The 17,242-nt window shown below is 69.4% G+C and carries 16 protein-coding genes and 1 tRNA gene; 9 read left to right on the top strand and 8 right to left on the bottom strand.

The features are described from left to right. Positions 1–72: 72 nt before the first annotated feature. The 5 genes from VEC04_RS12590 (at position 73) to VEC04_RS12570 (ending at position 5,981) form a co-directional block, all read left to right on the top strand. The gene (locus VEC04_RS12590) at positions 73–1,734 is read left to right on the top strand and encodes a M28 family metallopeptidase (RefSeq protein ID WP_324777335.1); all 1,662 of its coding nucleotides are present in this window, start codon (positions 73–75) and stop codon (positions 1,732–1,734) included. Between the two features lie 109 nt (positions 1,735–1,843). Then, the gene (locus VEC04_RS12585; RefSeq protein WP_324777334.1) at positions 1,844–3,472 is read left to right on the top strand and encodes a M28 family peptidase; all 1,629 of its coding nucleotides are present in this window, start codon (positions 1,844–1,846) and stop codon (positions 3,470–3,472) included. A gap of 5 nt (positions 3,473–3,477) precedes the next feature. Next, positions 3,478–3,858 carry a RidA family protein gene (locus VEC04_RS12580; protein WP_324777333.1) on the top strand — a complete coding sequence of 127 codons (381 nt, stop codon included), beginning with the start codon at positions 3,478–3,480 and terminating at the stop codon, positions 3,856–3,858. Between the two features lie 60 nt (positions 3,859–3,918). After that, entirely contained in the window at positions 3,919–4,344 is a 426-nt protein-coding gene (locus VEC04_RS12575) for a thiol-disulfide oxidoreductase DCC family protein (RefSeq protein WP_324777332.1), read from the top strand. Further along, a complete protein-coding gene (locus VEC04_RS12570; RefSeq protein ID WP_324777331.1) occupies positions 4,341–5,981 on the top strand; it encodes an SDR family oxidoreductase in 1,641 nt (546 codons plus the stop codon). Before VEC04_RS12575 ends, VEC04_RS12570 begins: the two co-directional genes overlap by 4 nt. Here the strand turns inward: VEC04_RS12570 and VEC04_RS12565 are convergent. From VEC04_RS12565 to VEC04_RS12545, 5 genes are all read right to left on the bottom strand, one after another. Further along, positions 5,978–7,120: a beta-ketoacyl-ACP synthase III gene (locus VEC04_RS12565; RefSeq protein ID WP_324777330.1), complete on the bottom strand. Its 1,143-nt coding sequence runs from the start codon at positions 7,118–7,120 to the stop codon at positions 5,978–5,980. The genes VEC04_RS12570 and VEC04_RS12565 overlap by 4 nt on opposite strands. Positions 7,121–7,195: 75 nt before the next feature. Continuing rightward, a complete protein-coding gene (locus tag VEC04_RS12560; protein WP_324777329.1) occupies positions 7,196–8,053 on the bottom strand; it encodes a CoA ester lyase in 858 nt (285 codons plus the stop codon). Next, positions 8,053–8,727 (bottom strand): SDR family NAD(P)-dependent oxidoreductase, encoded by a 675-nt coding sequence (locus VEC04_RS12555; RefSeq protein ID WP_324777328.1) that lies wholly within the window; start codon positions 8,725–8,727, stop codon positions 8,053–8,055. The genes VEC04_RS12560 and VEC04_RS12555 overlap by 1 nt, the downstream gene beginning before the upstream one ends. Further along, complete coding sequence (locus VEC04_RS12550; protein WP_324777327.1) at positions 8,724–9,641, bottom strand: ROK family protein; 918 nt, start codon at positions 9,639–9,641, stop codon at positions 8,724–8,726. The genes VEC04_RS12555 and VEC04_RS12550 overlap by 4 nt, the downstream gene beginning before the upstream one ends. 21 nt (positions 9,642–9,662) lie before the next feature. Then, positions 9,663–10,157, bottom strand: a complete 495-nt coding sequence (locus tag VEC04_RS12545) for a GAF domain-containing protein (RefSeq protein WP_324777326.1) — start codon at positions 10,155–10,157, stop codon at positions 9,663–9,665. Between the two features lie 265 nt (positions 10,158–10,422). Between VEC04_RS12545 and VEC04_RS12540 the strand changes: the two genes are divergently transcribed. Then, positions 10,423–11,910, top strand: coding sequence for a tetratricopeptide repeat protein (locus VEC04_RS12540; RefSeq protein WP_324777325.1), 1,488 nt, complete (start codon positions 10,423–10,425; stop codon positions 11,908–11,910). Positions 11,911–11,925: 15 nt separating this feature from the next. Then, entirely contained in the window at positions 11,926–13,425 is a 1,500-nt protein-coding gene (locus tag VEC04_RS12535; protein WP_324777324.1) for a hypothetical protein, read from the top strand. Here the strand turns inward: VEC04_RS12535 and VEC04_RS12530 are convergent. Further along, a tRNA-Ile gene (locus tag VEC04_RS12530) sits at positions 13,423–13,495 on the bottom strand. The two genes, VEC04_RS12535 and VEC04_RS12530, sit on opposite strands and share 3 nt — an antisense overlap. Before the next feature lie 203 nt (positions 13,496–13,698). Here VEC04_RS12530 and VEC04_RS12525 point away from each other — a divergent pair. After that, positions 13,699–14,502 (top strand): SIMPL domain-containing protein, encoded by an 804-nt coding sequence (locus VEC04_RS12525; protein WP_324777323.1) that lies wholly within the window; start codon positions 13,699–13,701, stop codon positions 14,500–14,502. 56 nt (positions 14,503–14,558) lie between these two features. Here VEC04_RS12525 and VEC04_RS12520 read toward each other — a convergent pair whose 3' ends face one another. Next, complete coding sequence (locus VEC04_RS12520; RefSeq protein ID WP_324777322.1) at positions 14,559–14,828, bottom strand: hypothetical protein; 270 nt, start codon at positions 14,826–14,828, stop codon at positions 14,559–14,561. Between the two features lie 44 nt (positions 14,829–14,872). Beyond that, the gene (gene panD, locus VEC04_RS12515; protein WP_324777321.1) at positions 14,873–15,229 is read right to left on the bottom strand and encodes an aspartate 1-decarboxylase; all 357 of its coding nucleotides are present in this window, start codon (positions 15,227–15,229) and stop codon (positions 14,873–14,875) included. Between the two features lie 218 nt (positions 15,230–15,447). Between panD and sppA the strand changes: the two genes are divergently transcribed. Then, positions 15,448–17,229, top strand: coding sequence for a signal peptide peptidase SppA (gene sppA / locus VEC04_RS12510; RefSeq protein ID WP_324777320.1), 1,782 nt, complete (start codon positions 15,448–15,450; stop codon positions 17,227–17,229). The last annotated feature ends 13 nt before the right edge of the window (positions 17,230–17,242 follow it).

The following is a 17,242-nucleotide window of genomic DNA, read 5'->3' as shown; positions in this document are numbered from 1 at the left end:
CGCATCGACAGGCGCGGATCGACGCCCTAACGTCCCGCCGGGTCTGATTTCCGGCTGAGGGTGTTTCCGTCCATGCGTCTCCTGTCGACTGCCGCCGTGCTCGCCGCCGGCGCCCTGATCTCCGCCTGCGCCTCGATGGGGAGCGAGCCTTCGGCGCCCGCCGTCGCCTTCGACGCCGCGCGCCTGTCCGAACACGCCCGGGTGCTGTCCGACGACAGCTTCCAGGGCCGCGGCATCGGCACGCCGGCCGAAGACATGGTCGTCCGCTATCTCAGCGAGCAGTACGCCGCCGCCGGCTTCCAGCCGGGCGGTGAGAACGGCGGCTGGACCCAGGCCGTGACGCTCAACCGATTCACCGCCTCCAACATCAGCGCCGGCTTCAAGGTCGGCGGCGAGACCATTCCCCTGGCGCAGGGACAGCAGATCGTCGTCTCCACCCGGCTGCCGGGCCGCCACGTGATGCTGACCGATACGCCGCTCGTCTTTGTCGGCTACGGCATCAAGGCGCCCGAGCGGAACTGGGACGACTTCAAGGACGTCGACGTGCGCGGCAAGATCATCGTCGTGCTGGTCAACGACGCCGACTTCGAACAGCCGGAGTTGAACACCTTCAACGGTCGGGCCATGACCTACTACGGCCGCTGGACCTACAAGTACGAGGAGGCGGCCCGGCAGGGCGCGGCCGGCGTGATCATCGTCCACGAGACCGCCCCCGCCTCCTACGGCTGGGCCACGGTGAACAACAGCTGGTCCGGCCCGCAGTTCGACATCGTGCGCGAGAATGCGGCGGCTGAACGGGTCAAGATGGAAAGCTGGATCCAGCGCGATGTCGCGGTGGACCTGTTCCGTAGGGCGGGTCTCGATTTCGAGGCTCTGAAGACGCAGGCGCGCAGCCGCGACTTCCGCCCGGTCGAGCTGCCGGGCGCCTCCTTCAGCGGCATGTTCGACGTGGCCACCAGCCAGATCACGACCCGGAACGTCATCGCGCGCCTACCCGGCACGACCCATCCCGACGAGACCATTCTCTACACCGCCCACTGGGACCACATCGGCGTCGGCGAGCCCGACGCCAACGGCGACGCCATCTTCAACGGCGCGGTCGACAACGCCACCGGCACCGCCGGCCTGCTGGAGCTGGCCCGGGTGTGGGGCGCGGGACCGCGTCCGGAACGCTCGATCGTGATGATCAGCTTCACCGCCGAGGAGAGCGGCCTGCTGGGCTCGGAATACTACGCCGCCAATCCGGTCTGGCCGCTGGAGACGACGGTGGCCGGCTTCAACATGGACGCCATGAACGTCTACGGCCGCGTCGAGGACCTCGGCGTCATCGGCTACGGCCAGTCTGAACTGGACGAGCTGCTCGCCGCGGCGGCCGCCCGGCAGGGCCGCGAGATCGCCCCCGACGCCAACCCGGCCGCGGGCAGCTATTTCCGCAGCGACCACTTCCCGTTGGCCAAGCGCGGCGTGCCGATGGCCTACGCCGAGGGCGGCGGCGAGTTCCGCGACCCGCCGGTCGAGCCGCGCGAGGCGGCCCGCGACGAATACGGATCCAGGCGCTACCACCAGGCCGACGACGAATGGTCGCCCGACTGGGACCTGGCCGGCCAGATCGAGGATCTGGAGGTTGCCCTCTGGATCGGCCGCGATCTGGCCAACAGCCGCGACTGGCCGGGCTGGAAGCCCGGATCGGAGTTCGGCCCGGCCCGGGCGGCGAGCGCGAGCGCGCGGCGCTGAGAGGGTCGGCCGCCGGCGTCCGCCATGCTGACGACATGACGAAAACTTAACGAGCGGTCTGTCGGGGTCGCCCTAGAGTGCGCCCAAATTCGGGATGGAGCGTCCATACATGTTTCGTGCATTCACCAGCGGCGTCGCCGCCGCGGCGCTGCTGTTCGCCGCCGGATCGGCCCTGTCGCAGGACTTTTCGGCCGAGCGGATCAGCAATGACATCCGCACCATCAGCGCCGACGAGTTCCAGGGCCGCTACCCCGGCACCGAGGGCGAGCGCATGACGCTGGCCTGGCTCCAGGCGCAGTACGAAGCCATCGGGCTCCAGCCCGGCGGCCCCGACGGCCAATGGCTGCAGCCCGTGCATCTGAAGCGCTTCACCCCCGTGGCGGGTGCGGCCAGCGCCAGCTGGACCGGCCCGGACGGCGTCAGCCATCCGCTGACCGTCGGAACCGACGTCACGCTCCGCGCCGTGAGCAACGACGGCCGGGCGTCCGTTCGAAACGCTCCCCTCGTCTTCGTCGGCCACGGCATCACCGCTCCGGAGCGGAACTGGGACGACTATGGCGACATCGACGTGCGCGGCAAGGTCGTGGTCGTGGTCGGCGGCGAGCCCGAGGGTGAGCTGTTCAACGGCGAATACAGCACCAACTACGAGTCCGGCGCCTACAAGGCCGACGAGGCATTCCGCCGTGGCGCGGTCGGCATTGTCACCCTCGTGCCGCAGCCGGCGGATTCACAGATGTGGCGTCGCGTGGCGCAGGGGTCGACCCGCACGCGCACCCTGACGCCCGGCGCGGCCGATCTCGAGTTCTCGATGGCCATCAATCACGACGTGGCGCTGCAATGGGCGACCGCCGCCGGCCTGGACATGAACCAGTTGGGCAGCATCGGCTCGGGCGCCTTCAAGGCGGTGCCGCTGAACGGCGTCACCCTGACGGCCGAGACCCAAGAAACAAGCGAGACCCTCGTCACCCATAACCTGCTGGCCCGCATTCCGGGGACCGAGCATCCGGAAGAGACCATCATCTATTCGGCCCACTGGGATCACGTCGGCGGCGAGGCCCAGCACCCCGAAACGCCGGGCGACGACAAGATCTTCAACGGCGCCTGGGACAATGCCTCGGGCACTGCGGGCGTCGTCGAGATGGCCCGCCAGATCAGCCAGGCCCCGCGGCCGAAGCGCTCGATCGTCTTCGCCCACATGGCGGCCGAGGAGATGGGCCTGATGGGCGCCTACGGCTATGCCGCTGACCCGGTCTATCCGCTGGAGACCACGGTGGCCGACATCAACATCGACATGCTGCCGCTGTCGGGTCCGACGAGGGACATTCCGATCTTCGGCAAAGGGCAGAACGATCTGGAGGCGCGGCTGCAGGCGCTGGCCGAGCCGCTCGGCCGCTACGTCTCGGACGACGGCATGCCGGAAGAGGGCTTCTACTATCGCTCGGACCACTTCCCCTTCGCCCGCATGGGCGTGCCGGCGATCATGCCGTGGCACGGCTGGGACTGGGTCGAGGGTGGTCGGGAGGCCGGCGAGGCCGCCTGGCGCGCCAAGTTCGGCGCCGACTATCACAAGCCGTCGGATGAGTGGTCGGCGGACTGGAACCTGACATCGGCGACCGAGAACCTGACCCTGCTGTATCATTTGGGGCTGGACCTCGCGAACAGCAGGGACTGGCCGGGCTGGAGCCCGACCTCGGAGTTCGCCCAGGTGCGCGCCCGCTCGGACGCCGCGCGCCAGTGACGGCGGTGATACGGCCTCTGACCGGCGACGGCTCGCCGCCGGTCGAGGGGTCGTATCCGCAGGCCGTCGAGGTCACAGGTCCGAGCCGCTGGCTCTATCTTTCCGGCCAGATTCCCGTCGCGCCAGAGGGCTCTCTGGCCGCTGACTTCGTCGGCCAGTGCGAGCAGGTGTGGGACAATATCGAGACCCAGCTGACCGCCGCCGGCATGACGCTGGACAATCTGGTCAAGGTCACGACCTTCCTTTCGGACCGCCGCTACGCCCTTGAGAACCGGGAGGTGCGGGTGCGCCGGCTGGCGGGCCGGCAGCCGGCCCTGACGGTCATCATCACTGGCATCTTCGACGAGGCCTGGCTGGTCGAGATCGAGGCGGTGGCGGCGGCGTAACGTCGCCTTGCCCGCTTGGACCGACCGCCGCAGTGTCTTTCTGATGAAAGCGCCGCACGCATGAGCCGCTGGTCGCCGCGGGACGCAGAGGGCGAGCCCGAGGGGCTGATCCTGTTCGACGGCGTCTGCGTGTTCTGTTCGCGCTGGGTGCGATACGTGATCGACCGCGATCCGCGGGCCCGGTTTAGCTTCATGCCGATCCAGTCGGAGCGCGGGCGGGCGCTGGCGGCGAGGTTCGGCATCGATCCGAAGGCGCCACAGACGAATGCGGTAATCTGGAACGGCCGGGCATGGTTCAAGTCGGACGCGGCCCTGACGGTGCTGGGCGCGCTGCCTCGGACCCGGCGGCTGGCCATCCTGAAGAGCGTGCCCCGCCCGGTCCGTGACGCCCTTTACGATCTCATCGCCCGCAATCGCTACCGCATCTTCGGGCGCACGCAGACTTGCATGGTTCCTTCGAAATCGGACCGGGCGCGGTTTCCGTGACCCGGGTTCTGGTGATCGGGGCAGGGGGCGTGTTTGGCTCGCGCCTTGCGGAAGGACTGCTGCATAACGGCTTCGAGGTGGTGGCGGCCGGGCGCGACGCGGACCGGGCCGAAGCCGTCGTCGCGCGGCTGCGGCAGACTGTCCCGGAGGGCGTGGTCGACGCCGCGGCCCTCGACACGGCGACCCTGACTGCGGCCGACCTGGAGGCGACCGGCGCCACCATCGTCGCCGACGCGGCGGGTCCGTTCCAGGGTACGGACGCCAGGACGGCCCGCGCCGCCATCGCCGCGGGCCTGCACTACGTCGATCTCGCCGACGCCCGGGACTTCGTGGCGGCCTTCCCCGCGCTCGACAGCGCCGCGAAGGCGGCTGGCGCCGTCCTCCTGACGGGCTGCAGCTCGACGCCGGCGCTGTCGAATGCCGTGCTGGATCGGTTGACCGCCGGCTGGCGCGAGGTGGTTTCGGTCGAGGCGGCGATCTCGCCCGGCGCGCGAGCGCCTCGCGGCCTGTCGGTAATGCGGGCCATCCTGTCATGGTTGGGCCGGCCGGTCAGCGTCTTCGACGACGGCCGATGGACGAGACGAACCGGCTGGAGCGGGCTGCATCGGCGCGATTTCGGCGCGGCCGGACGGCGGCGGGTGTCGCTGTGCGAGACGCCCGACCTCGACCTTTTTCACGCGCGATACCATCCCCGGGAACGGGCGCTGTTCCTCGCCGGACTGGAGCCTTGGCCGGCTCATCTGGAGGCGTGGCTGCTCGGGCGGCTCGTGCGGCTGTTCAAGTTCGATCCGCGGCCTCTGGCGCGGGTGCTGCTCCAGCTGTCCGGATGGCATTCCGTATCCGGCTCGGATCGCGGCGCGATGAGGGTGGAGGCGTTCGGCGTTGACGGCGAAGGTCGGGCGGCGCGGGCGATCTGGCGGCTGGTGGCCGAGCCGGGGGCGGGTCCGGTGACGCCCACCCTGCCGGCGCTGGCGGCGATCAAGGCCATCGCGGCCGGGCGCGTGGCGGCGGGTGCTGGGCCCTGCGTCGGTGTTCTGCCGCTGGAGGACATCGTCGCAGAGATGGCGCCGCACGGGCTGGTGATGGAGACGACGGTGGAGCGCGGCGCTATCTACGCCAGCGCGATCGGCCCCGCCTTCGACGAACTCCCGGGCGCGATCCGCGCCTTGCACGAGGCGCCGGGCCGCTCCCTATGGCGGGGCGAGGCGACCACCGAAGGCGCTCATGGCCCGCTGGCCGCCGCCGCGGCGCGTCTGATCGGCTTTCCGAAGGCGCAGCCGGCCTGTCCCGCCGCGGTTGCGATCGAGGCGGACGGGCAGCGGTCGGTCTGGCGTCGGCGGATCGGAGGGCACGCCTTCACCAGCGTGCTGTCGGCCCCGCGCGACGGCGGACGCCTCACGGAACGATTCGGGCCGCTGACCATGGACCTGCGTCTCGAGCCGGAGGGCGGGCGGCTGATCTACCGCGTCGAGGGCTGGCGCTTGGGCCCGATCCCTCTGCCGCGCGCGCTGGCCCCGTCGGCCTGCGCCCATGAGGAGGTCGACGCGCAGGGCCGCTTCGTCTTCGACGTCGAGATATCGGCGCCCCTGATCGGGCGGCTGGTGCGCTATCACGGCTGGCTGGTCCGCGAGAGCTAGTCCCTCTTCCGCACGAACACCGTTCCCGTCGAGTAGCCTGCGCCAAAGCTGCAGATCAGGCCCACATCTCCGGGAGCGAAGCCGTCGTGGTGCAGGTGGAAGGCGATGATCGAGCCGGCCGAGGAGGTATTGGCGTAGTCGTCGAGGATGATGACGTTCTCGTCCGGCGTCGGCTCGCGGCCCAGCACCTTGCGGCCGATGAACTGGTTCATGTTGATATTGGCCTGGTGCAGCCACAGCCGCTTGAGAGCCGTCGGGTCGAGGCCGAGGTCGGCGGCATGGTCGACGATCATGTCCGAAACCATCGGCACGACGTCCTTGAACACCTTACGGCCCTGCTGGACGAACATCTTGTCGGTGAGACCGGTCGCGGGGACCGACTCGCTTCCGCCGGTGGGCAGGGCGGCCTTGTTCAGGAAGCCGAAATTGTTGCGGATGTTATTGGAGAGGACGGTCTTCAGCCGGGTCCCGAGGATCTCCCAGCCGTCGACCGCATGATTCTCCGCCTCGATGATCACCGCCGTGGCGACGTCGCCGAAGATGAAGTGGCTGTCGCGATCCTTGAAATTGAGGTGGGCGGAGCAGATCTCCGGATTGACCATCAACACCGCCTTCACCGAGCCGGAAGCGATGAAGTCGGCGGCGGTCTTGATGCCGAAGGTGGCTGAACTGCACGCCACGTTCATGTCGAAGGCGAAGCCCTCGATGCCCAGCGCCTGTTGCACCTCGATGGCCATGGCCGGATAGGGGCGCTGCATGTTGGAGGCGGCGCACAGCACGGCGCCGATCTCGCTGACCGGCTTGCCCCAGGCTGCGATGGCGTCCTGCGCCGCCTTCACCGCCATCTCGGCGAGCACCGACAGTTCGTCGTCGGAGCGTTCGGGAATGTTCGGCGCCATACGGGCGGGATCGAGCACGCCCGCCTTGTCCATCACGAAGCGCGACTTGATCCCGGAGGCCTTCTCGATGAACTCGACCGAGGAAGGGGTGAGGGCTTCCAGGTCGCCGGCCGCGATGCCCGCCGCGTGCTGCTCGTTGAAGCGCTGCGCCCAGGTGTTGTAGGCCGCGACCAGCTCATCGTTGGAGATGGACTGTTCCGGCGTGAACAGGCCCGTGGCGGCGATGACGGCTCTGGTCATGGGAAGAAGTGCCCTGTCGCTCGCGGCGCGGCCGCTCGCTGGTTGAGGGCCGGCTCAGTTCTGTTTCTGGACGGACTAGATAGGCCCGTCCCGGCGCAAGGTCGAGACGGCGGCATGCCGCGCCAGCAGGCGGTGGGCCGCCTCGAGGTGCAGCCGCTCGACCATCCGGTAGCCGACCCGGATCGCGCCCTTGCCCTCGGCGTCCGCGGCGGCGAAGGCCGCGACGACCTCCTGCGCCCTGGCGACCTCGTCTGGCGACGGCGAGAAGGCTGCATTCGCGGCGGCGATCTGGTTCGGATGGATCAGGCTCTTGCCGTCGAACCCGAAGGCGCGCGCCTGCCGGCACTCGGCGTCCAGCCGGTCGCGGTCGTCGGTGCCGTTGACCACGCCGTCGATGGCCAGCAGGCCGTGCCCGCGTGCGGCGGCGACGACCGCGGCCAGCCACGGCTTCAACGGCTCCCGATCGGGGCCGAGCACCAGATTCATCCGCTCGCCCAGATCGTTGATGCCGAGCATCAGAGCCGCGAGCGGCGCGCCGGCCCCTGCGATCTGGTCGAGGCGCAACACCGACAGCGGGGTCTCGACCATGAGCCACAGGCCGACGCCGTCCGGCAGCCGCGCCGCCACCTCGCGGACCGCCTCCGCTGTCTCGATCTTGGGCGCGACGACGAAGTCGGGCCTCAGGCCGCGCAAGGCCGTCAGGTCGTCCGCGCCCCACGGCGTGTCGAGGCCGTTGACGCGCACGCCGACGCGGGCGCCGAAACCACCCGCCTCAAGCGCGGCCCCGGCGGCCTGCCGGGCTTCCGCCTTGGCGTCGGGGGCCACGGCGTCCTCGAGGTCGAGGATCACCGCGTCGCAGCCCAGCCCGCGCGCCTTTTCGATCGCCCGCGGATTGCTGGCGGGCAGGTAGAGGACGGACCGGAACAGATCCATCAGACCCGGCCCGTGACCGGGATCAGCGCGCCGGTGATGGCGCGGCTCTCCGGCGAGGCGAGGAACAGCATGACCCGGGCGAGATCGGACGGCTGAACCCATTTGGCCGGATCGGCGTCGGGCATGTCCTTGCGGTTCTGTTCGGTGTCGAGGATCGACGGCAGGACGGCGTTCACCGTCACAGAGGTCGACTTCAGCTCCTCGGCCAGACTTTCGGTCAGACGATGCACTCCTGATTTCGAGGCCGCATAGGCGCCCATGCCCGCGGCGCTCTTCAGGGCGGCGTTGGCGCCTACGTTGACGATGCGACCGTCCGTCGACCGCTTGAGGTGGGGCAGGGCGGCGCGCGTTGCGTTCAACGCCGTGGTGAGGTTCAGCGCGAACATACGGTCCCACGCCGGCTGCGGGTCCTCCACCATCTGCCAGACGAAGCCGCCGGCGATGTTGAGCAGGGCGTCAAGCCGGCCGAAGCGCTCGATCACCGCGCTCATGGCCCGCTCCGCCGCCGCCGGGTCCGTCAGGTCGACGCCGCCGAGTTCCAGCACTCCGTCGGGGACGATCTGTCCCTTGGCGTGGTCGATGACGGCGACGTTCAGGTCCTCCGCCCGGGCGGCTTCGAGCGCGGCGCGGCCGAGGATCCCATGGCCTCCGGTGATGACGAGGGTTCGGGTCAAGCGGAGATCTCCTGAGCTGTCGGCGAGGGCCACAGGCGCGCAGCCCCGCGCACACCGGATGAGTCGCCCCAGCGGGCCGGGGCTATGACGCCGTTCCACGCGTCGGTGAAGGCGTATCGTTCGACGACCGGCGGCAGGGTGGGATAGATTTCCCCGACGTTGGACAGGCCGCCGCCGAGGATGAAGGCGTCGGGATCTATCAGATTGACCACCATGGCGATCGCCCGGCCAAGCCGGTCGACGCAGAGGTCCAGTGACCGTCGGGCTTCGGGTTCGCCGCCGCCCGCCGCGGCGACGATGGCCTCGGCCGTCAAGGGCCGTCCGGTGCGCTCGAGATGATCCCGCTGGAGCCCGGAGCCGGAGACCCAGGTCTCGAGGCAGCCATGCAGGCCGCACCAGCAGGCGGGGCCTGGCGCCTCCTCCGCCGAGGGCCACGGCAGGGAGGTGTGGCCCCACTCGCCCGCCACGCCGTTGGCGCCCTCGATCAACGCGCCGTCCACGACCACGCCGCCGCCGCAGCCGGTGCCGACGATGATGGCGAACACCACGCCCTTGCCCGCGCCGGCTCCGTCCACCGCTTCCGACAGGGCGAGGCAGTTGGCGTCGTTGGCCAGCCGCACGGGCCGCTCCAGCGCCCGCTCCAGATCCTGCGGGAAGGCGCGGCCGTTGAGCCACGTCGAGTTGGCGTTGCGCATCAGGCCGCTGGTCGGGGACACCGAGCCGGGCGCCGCCACGCCGATGGGGCCGACGGCGCCCGTCTCCGCCTCGACCGCCGCCACGAGCCGCGCGACCGTCCGGATCGCAGCGTCGTAATCGCCGGGATTGGGCTCGCGGCGTCGCGCGAGGAATGCGCCGTCGTCACCGACGACCGCCGCTTCGATCTTGGTGCCGCCAAAGTCTATGCCGATCCGCATGAGCCGAGGCTTAGCAGATGATCAGGCGGCGAACACCCGGCTCAGCAACCGCTCCAGCGCTGTGGCGTCGACGGCGTCGAAGGCGGCGATTTCCGTCGCGTCCACGTCGAACACGGCGATCAAGCGCCCCGCGCGGTCGAACACCGGCACGACGATCTCGCTGGCCGAACGACTGTCGCAGGCGATGTGGCCAGGGAAGGCGCTGACGTCCTCGACGATCTGCGTCGTTCTCTCTCGCGCCGCCGTACCGCAGACGCCTCGTCCGAAAGCGATGCGCAGGCAGCCGAGCGTGCCTTGGTAGGGGCCGACCACCAGCTCGTCGGCCTTGTCCGGGTCGACGACGTAGAAGCCGGTCCAGAAGAAGGTCGGGAAGGCGTCCGACAGCATCGAGGCGACCGTCGCCATCCGCGCCGTCAGGTTCGGCTCACCCTCGAGCACCGCCAGGATTTCATCCTCCAGTTCGGCGTAGCGGGCCGCCTTGTCGGCGGGGCGATCGTCACGGGCGACATAGGACATCAGGCGGAGATCTCCGGTAATGGACGCCATATAGGCGCCCCGGACCGACGAGGCGAGAGGCTGATTCTTCGCCTCTGAGGGGAATCCCAAGCCGCTGATTCCGGTGGACAACTTTCCGCGAGTCACAAAATGGCCGTGATGCGGCAACGCTTTGTCCTGAAGCGGCGTTAACCTTGACAGACAGTTAACTGGACCGGAGTGTCCCGGTCGCGCAAAGCTTAACGGGCGAGCCGGGGGACGCCCGCTCCAGTGGTGCGAGGGGTTCATGGGCGAGGGCGAGGCGAACAAGACCGACCGCGGCCGGTTTGACCGGTCGCGCGGACCGGTCGCAATCGCCGCGATCGCCGGCGTGCTGGCCCTTACCGCGTTCGGGATGGTGTCCTGCGGCGACCGTGGAAGCGGCATCCGTTTCTGGCAGCGCGCCGATGCGACCTCCAACGCCTGCCCCCGTCCAGCCTCGCTGAGTGGCTCGGAGTTCAACGCCCAGGAGACAGGGCTGCGCGCGCTGCGCCGCGCCGCCTTCCGCGGCGATTTTTTCGCCCAGCTGGAGCTCGGGTCCCGCTACGCCGCCATCCGGGCCACCGACAAGAACATCGAGGACCCGATCGAGAGCGCCACCTGGTACGCCATGGCGCTGGCCAACGACGAGGGTTACGCGCCGATCAACCGCGTCGACCGCGGCGGCTTCGGCGGCTGGCGGCCGCTTTCGAAATACGACGACTGCCGGGCCTTCGAACGGCACATGGCCTACCAACGACTGGACCGCCAGCTTGGGCAGATGACCCGGGAGGAGCAGGAGTCGGTTCGCGACCGCGTCGTCTACATCCTGTCCACCCAGGACGCCGAGGGTTTTCGCACCCTGGCCCGGCTGCATGACGGCCTTTACGGTCCGTTCGGCGAGCCCGAGGACAACCGGGAGGCGCGCGAGGCCTGGGGCCGCGGCGGGTCCTCGGGACCCGACGCCCGCGACCGCCGCCGCCGGGGCTATCTGGCGGCGACCAGCCTGTTCCCGCGCAATGACGTCGACGCCTACCTTTACAACTACCTCGCGGTGCAGACCGGCGATGTCGGCGCCTATGTGCTGATGAAGGATTTCGAACGGTCCGCGCCCAGCCGCGACCAGTACAGCCGCTTCGTCGAAGCCAAGGCCCGGCAGTGGACGCCGCCGTTCGAATTCTATCCGAATGAAGCCCCGGCGTCCGGCGTGCCCTTCTCGGACGAGAGCCGCCCGCGCGGCGACGCCTATGAATACGCCCTGACCCGGATGGGGACCGAACTGCCGTTCGTCCACGTCGGCCGGGCTCTGCGCTACCTCGGCATCACGGAAACCGTGGCGGCGCGGCCGGAGGATCTGTCCAAGCGCCAGATCGAGACTCTCGAGGCCATGCTCGGTCATCCGATGGAGAGCCGGCTGTCCTATCTGGAGCGGGTCCGCGCCATTCAACTGGCCGCAATCAACGGTTCGTCCGAGGCGCAGCTGGTGCTGGCGGTGATGTATGCCGAGGGCATCGGCCTGCCGCCCGATTACGCCCGCGCCTTCAAGTGGTTCGACGAGGCAGCGCGTCAGGGCAGCCCCGAGGCCAAGTTCGCCATGTCGAGCTATTTCGCTCTCGGCGTTTCCGGCGTGGCCGATCAGGACAAAGCCCAGGCCGTGGCCCTGCGCATCGATTCCGCCCTGTCCGGCTTCGGCCCGTCGGCCGCCCGCCTGCAGGCCGTCTTGGCCCAGGTCTCCCGTTCGCAGCAGCGCCGTTAAGGAGGGCGTGGAGCAATGACGATCCGTTTCCCCTTCGGGCGCTTCCGCACCACGATGGCCGGCGTCGCGGTCATCACCGCGGCCATCGCGGGCGTCGCGCTGTCGCAGGGCCCCGCCGCCCATGCCCAGGTCGCGGCCAAGGTCGAGAGCCAGACGCGGCCCAATTTCGGCCTGTTGCTGGACCCGCCGACGCGCAGCTATCGCAACCGCGGCTCGCACCACCGCCGCTACGACTATGGCCGGCATCGTCCCGACTACCACCGGGACCGGGACCACTACCGGCCCGGAGGCGAGGAGATCGTGCTGGTCGACTGCGGCGGCAATCCGGGAACCGGCGCCGTCGAGGACGCCGTGCGCCGGGTTCGCCCGGGCGGCACCCTGGTCATCCGGGCCCGCGCCGGCGCTTGCGTCGGCTGGCTGAACATCGACAAGCCGCTGACCATCATCGGCGAGAGCGGCTTCGATCCGCGTGACTGGCAGCGCACCGGCCATCCGACGCTCCAGGCCCCCGACGGCCTGCCCTGCATCACCATTGCGCAGGGCGTGCGGGTCGAGATTCGCGACATGGTCTTCGCCTCGCCCCGCGCCGGAGAGGCGGCCTGCATCGTCGGCTACGGCGCCGAGATCATCATGAACCGGGTCGGCTTCCGCCACGCCGGCGACGAGGCGGCCATCTACGCCGACGGCGGTCTGGTGCACCTCCGCGACACCATCATAGAAGCCCAGACCATCGCTCCGGCGATCGTGGCGGACGGCGCGGTGCTGGACGCCTGGGAAGTCGTCGTGACCGGCGCACAGTCGGGGCTGGAGCTGATCCCGGGCGCGGGGCAGACCTCACGCATCGTCTCGACCACGCTGAAAGGCACGGGCGCGCCCAATGCCTTCGGTCCCCGCTCCATCGGAATGATCGTCCGCTCGGGCCGCGACTATGGTCGTGTGGAGGTCGAGAACACCGCCATCGTGGGCTACGTCGAGGGCGTGGCCATCGAGGGGGCCTCGGTCGACATCAGCAACAGCCGCATCGGGCGCTCCGACAAGGGCGTGGTGCTCTACAACGGCGAGCTGCGTCTGACCGACAGCCGTATCCGCGCCGCCACGGTCGGCGTCGCCGCGGCCTCCGGTAGCGCGGTGGTGATCAACAACGTCTTCTCGGGCGTACAGGAGGTGATCTACGCCGAGGACCGCGCCAATGTGCAGGCGCGCGGCAACCGGGTTTATTCGCAGTACGTCTGTCGACCGCAGTTCCGCGACCGTTACCGTGGCCGCTACGAACCCTATTGGCGCCCGGGCGACGGCTGGGAATGCGCCTTCGGTTCCTATCCGCGCGACTGGTGGGACGACGAGGATGGCCTGCTCGGCCTCGAGTATCAGGACGACGGCTATTCGCTCGACGGTTACGACCGCTACCAGCGGGGTCAGGGCTGGTATGACCGCGACGGCCGCTACATCCAAGACGACCGCTATCGTGGCGAGGACCGCTGGAGCCGCGGCGGCGGCGGCTTCTGGGGACGGTAGGCGCGGCAGGACTCGAACCTGCAACCAGACCGTTATGAGCGGTCGGCTCTAACCATTGAGCTACGCGCCCTCCGTGGCGGCCTTCGTGGCCTAGCAGGCGGCGCGGCGGCTTGCCAAGCATCATGGTTTCGGCGCCCGCCTGTCGCCGATTTCACGCCGATGAACGGAACCTGCAGACCGGGGCCGTGCGTTGGTTCAGCTGCGAACGGCCAAGGTGCCGCCACGGTCCGCGCCGACAGTCGACGGACCGCCCCGCATCAGGAGATGATCACCATGACCCGCCCCGCCGCTTCCAGAGCCGCAGTAATGCCGGCGCTTTCCAATCGCATCCTGCTGATGAGCGGCGGCATTCTCGCCGCGGCCGCGATCGCCTTCGCGGGCCCCGCCGCCTTCGCCCAGTCGCAGCCGGGGGGTGGCGCGCCCCTGACCATCCAGGCGGTCACGGAGCGCCCGTCGCTGAACCTGTCGGCCTATGGCGAGGTCAAGACCGCGCCGGACATGGCTACGATCAGCTTCGGCGTGGTCACGGAGGCCGCCACGGCCGCCGAGGCGATGAGCCAGAACGCCACCCGCATGAACCAGGTCATGGCCGCTCTGCGCCGCGTCGGAATCGACGAACGCGATGTCCAGACCTCCGGCCTGAACCTTTCGGCCCAGTACGACTATGTGCAGAACGAGCCGCCCCGACTGCGCGGCTATCAGGCCAACAACCGGGTGACGGTGATCATCAACGACCTCACCGCCGTGGGCACGACCGCCGACGCTGTGGTCGCGGCCGGCGTCAACCAGATCGACGGCATCGGCTTCGGCCTCAAGGATCCGACCGCGGCCGAGAATCAGGCGCGCCAGATCGCCGTGCGCAACCTGCAGGCCAAGGCGGCGCTGTATTCGCAGGCGCTGGGCGTTCCGCTGGGCGGCATCCGTTCCCTGACCGAAGGCGGCGGCTATACGCCCCAGCCGCCGATGCCGATGTACGCCCGCGCCGAGATGGCCATGGACGCCGCCTCGACGCCTGTCGCGGCCGGGCAGCTGACGGTTCGCATCGACATCACCGGCGTCTACGACCTGAACCGGTAGTCGGAGCTCGACCGGAGCCGGCGGACCATCCGTTCGCCGGTTCCGGCCCCGCGCGCTCAGTCGGTTTCGCGGGCGAGCATCAGCAGGACGCCCAGGTTCAGGCCATAGCAGATGCCGACGATGGCGAGGGCCGTAACGGGGCCGTCGTCGAAGAAGAACAGCGGCGCACTCCACGGCAGCCCGGCGATCTTCGCCGGGAGGAAGCTGAGGCCGGACTGGCCAAGGAAAGCCACGTCGGCCGGAGTCGCCAGCATCAGGGCGATCCCGCCGGCCACTGCATAGGCCAGAACAAGCGGCCAGCGGAACAGGCGGATGGTGCGCATCATCGGAGATCCTCCTGTATGGAGGAGAGGCCGGGTGACGGCCGGCGTCAAGCCGCGCGCTTGATATCGTTGCGGTCGTCGAGAAGCACCACGGTCGGCGACCATTGGCGGGCTTCCTCTTCCGGCAGCTGGCCGTAGGTCACGACGATGACCTTGTCGTTCTTCTGCACCAGACGCGCCGCTGCGCCGTTGACGCCGACGACCCGGGAACCGCGCGGGGCCTCGATGGCGTAGGTGGTGAAGCGCTGGCCGTTGGTGATGTTCAGCACGTCGACCTGCTCGTGCGGGAAGATGCCCGCGGCGTCCAGAAGGTCGGCGTCGATCGCAATCGAGCCTTCATAGTCGAGATCGGCCTGGGTCACCGTTGCGCGGTGCAGCTTGGCCTTCATCAGGGTGACCAGCATGGGGAGTGCGGTCCGGGATGACGCGGGGCGATCGGCCCCCGCTCGCAGGCTGCTGATATAGGGGCAAGAAGGCCCGCCATCAATCATCTCTGTTGCGCCGCACCATTCCCGTTGCGGCGCATTCGCCTGTTACGTGACGTTCATTTGACGGCAAACCCTGTCGCCCTATGGTCCGGGGTGGCCAACGCCCGGCCCGCGCCCGGACACCGACCCTCTCCATGAAGCAGTTCTTCCTGACGATGCTTGGCGTGTTCGCCGGCCTGGTGCTGTTCTTCGTCATCGTGCCGATCGTGCTGATCACCATCGCCGTCAGTTCGGCGTCGTCGAAGGAGCCGACACCGTCGAATACGGTGCTGGAGCTGGACCTGCGTGAGGGCGTGACCGACCAGGCGCCGACCAATCCCTTCGCCATGTTCGGCGGCGGCGGGCTGTCGACCATGCAGATCGTGGACACCTTGGCCCAGGCCGAGGACGACAGCCGGGTCAAGGCGCTGCTGATCCGCCTGCCGGAGGCCGGGATCACACCGGCCGCCGCCGATGAAATTCGTCAGGCGGTGCGCCGCTTCCGCCGCTCGGGCAAGGTCGTCATCGCCCATGCGCAGGGCTTCCAGCCGGTCGGAACCGCGGTCTCCAGCTATATGCTCGGGGCCTCGGCCTCTGAGCTATGGATGCAGAACACCTCCAGCTTCCAGTTGGCGGGCCTCTCGACGGAGTCGATCTTCCTCGGCCGCGCCTTCGAGAAATACGGCGTTAACGCCCAGTTCGAGCAGCGCTACGAGTACAAGAACGCGGTCAACGAATACACGGAGAGCGACTACACGCCGGCCCACCGCGAGGCGATGGCGGCGTGGATGACCTCCATCTACACCTCTTCGCTGGCCAATGCGGCGCAGGATCGCAAGGTGACGCCGCAGGCGCTGCGCGCCACCATCGAGGCCGGTCCATATTCGTCGGCGCAGGCGCTGCAGCGCCGACTGATCGACAAGATCGGCCAGGTCGAGGAGGCCGAGGCCGAGGCGAAGCGCCGCGCCGGCCGGGGCTCGGAGATCATGGAGTTCGGCGACTACGCCTCGTCGAGGGGCGAACGTGTTGGCACGGGCCGCAACGCCATCGCCATCGTCGGCGGCGAGGGGGCGATCATGACCGGCACGGGCGGCAGCGCCGATCCGTTCGACGGCGGCTCCTCGATCATGTCCGACGATCTGGCCGAGGCCATCTACGACGCCATCGAGGACGACTCGGTGAAGGCCATCGTCTTCCGCGTCTCGTCGCCCGGCGGCTCGCCCGACGCCTCCGAGCAGATTCTGGCGGCCGTCCGCGCCGCCAAGGCGGCGGGCAAGCCGGTGGTCGTCTCGATGGGCGATTATGCGGCCTCGGGAGGCTATTGGATCAGTTCGGAAGCCAACTGGATCGTCGCCCAGCCCACGACCCTGACCGGCTCGATCGGCGTTTTCGGTGGCAAGCTGGTGCTGGCCGACGCGCTCGGCCGCTTCGGCATCGATGTGCGCAACCTGACCGTCGGCGGCGAATACGCCGACGCCTTCTCGCCGTCCGAGCCGTTCGACGCCGCCGATCGGGCGGCCTTCGCGGCTTCCATCGACCGCACCTATGAGGAGTTCATCGCCCGCGTCGCCCGCGGCCGGAACCTGCCCCCCGCCCGGGTGCGCGAGATCGCCCGCGGCCGCGTCTGGACCGGCGCCCAGGCCCGGTCGCTCGGTCTGGTCGACCAGCTCGGCGGCCTCGAGGAAGCGATCGCCAAGGCGCGCCAGCTGGCCCGCATTCCGGCCGACGAGTCGGTGCGGTTCAAACGCTATCCGGAATCGCAGTCGCCGTTCGAAGCCCTGTCCGACGTGTTCGGGGTTTCGGGCGAGGCCGCCCGGGTGCTGATCGGCATCGGCGGCATCATGAACGATCCCCGGGCCGAGACCGCCGTCCGCCGGCTCCAGACCGAGCGTGCGCGGGCCTCGGGCGCCACCATTCTGGCCGATCAGCCCTACTGAACAGCGACAATCG

It is taken from the genome of Brevundimonas sp. (genome assembly GCF_035626535.1).
Taxonomy (GTDB): domain Bacteria; phylum Pseudomonadota; class Alphaproteobacteria; order Caulobacterales; family Caulobacteraceae; genus Brevundimonas.
Note: the sequence above shows the minus strand (reverse complement) of the source record. Positions and strands in the feature narration are given on the sequence as shown.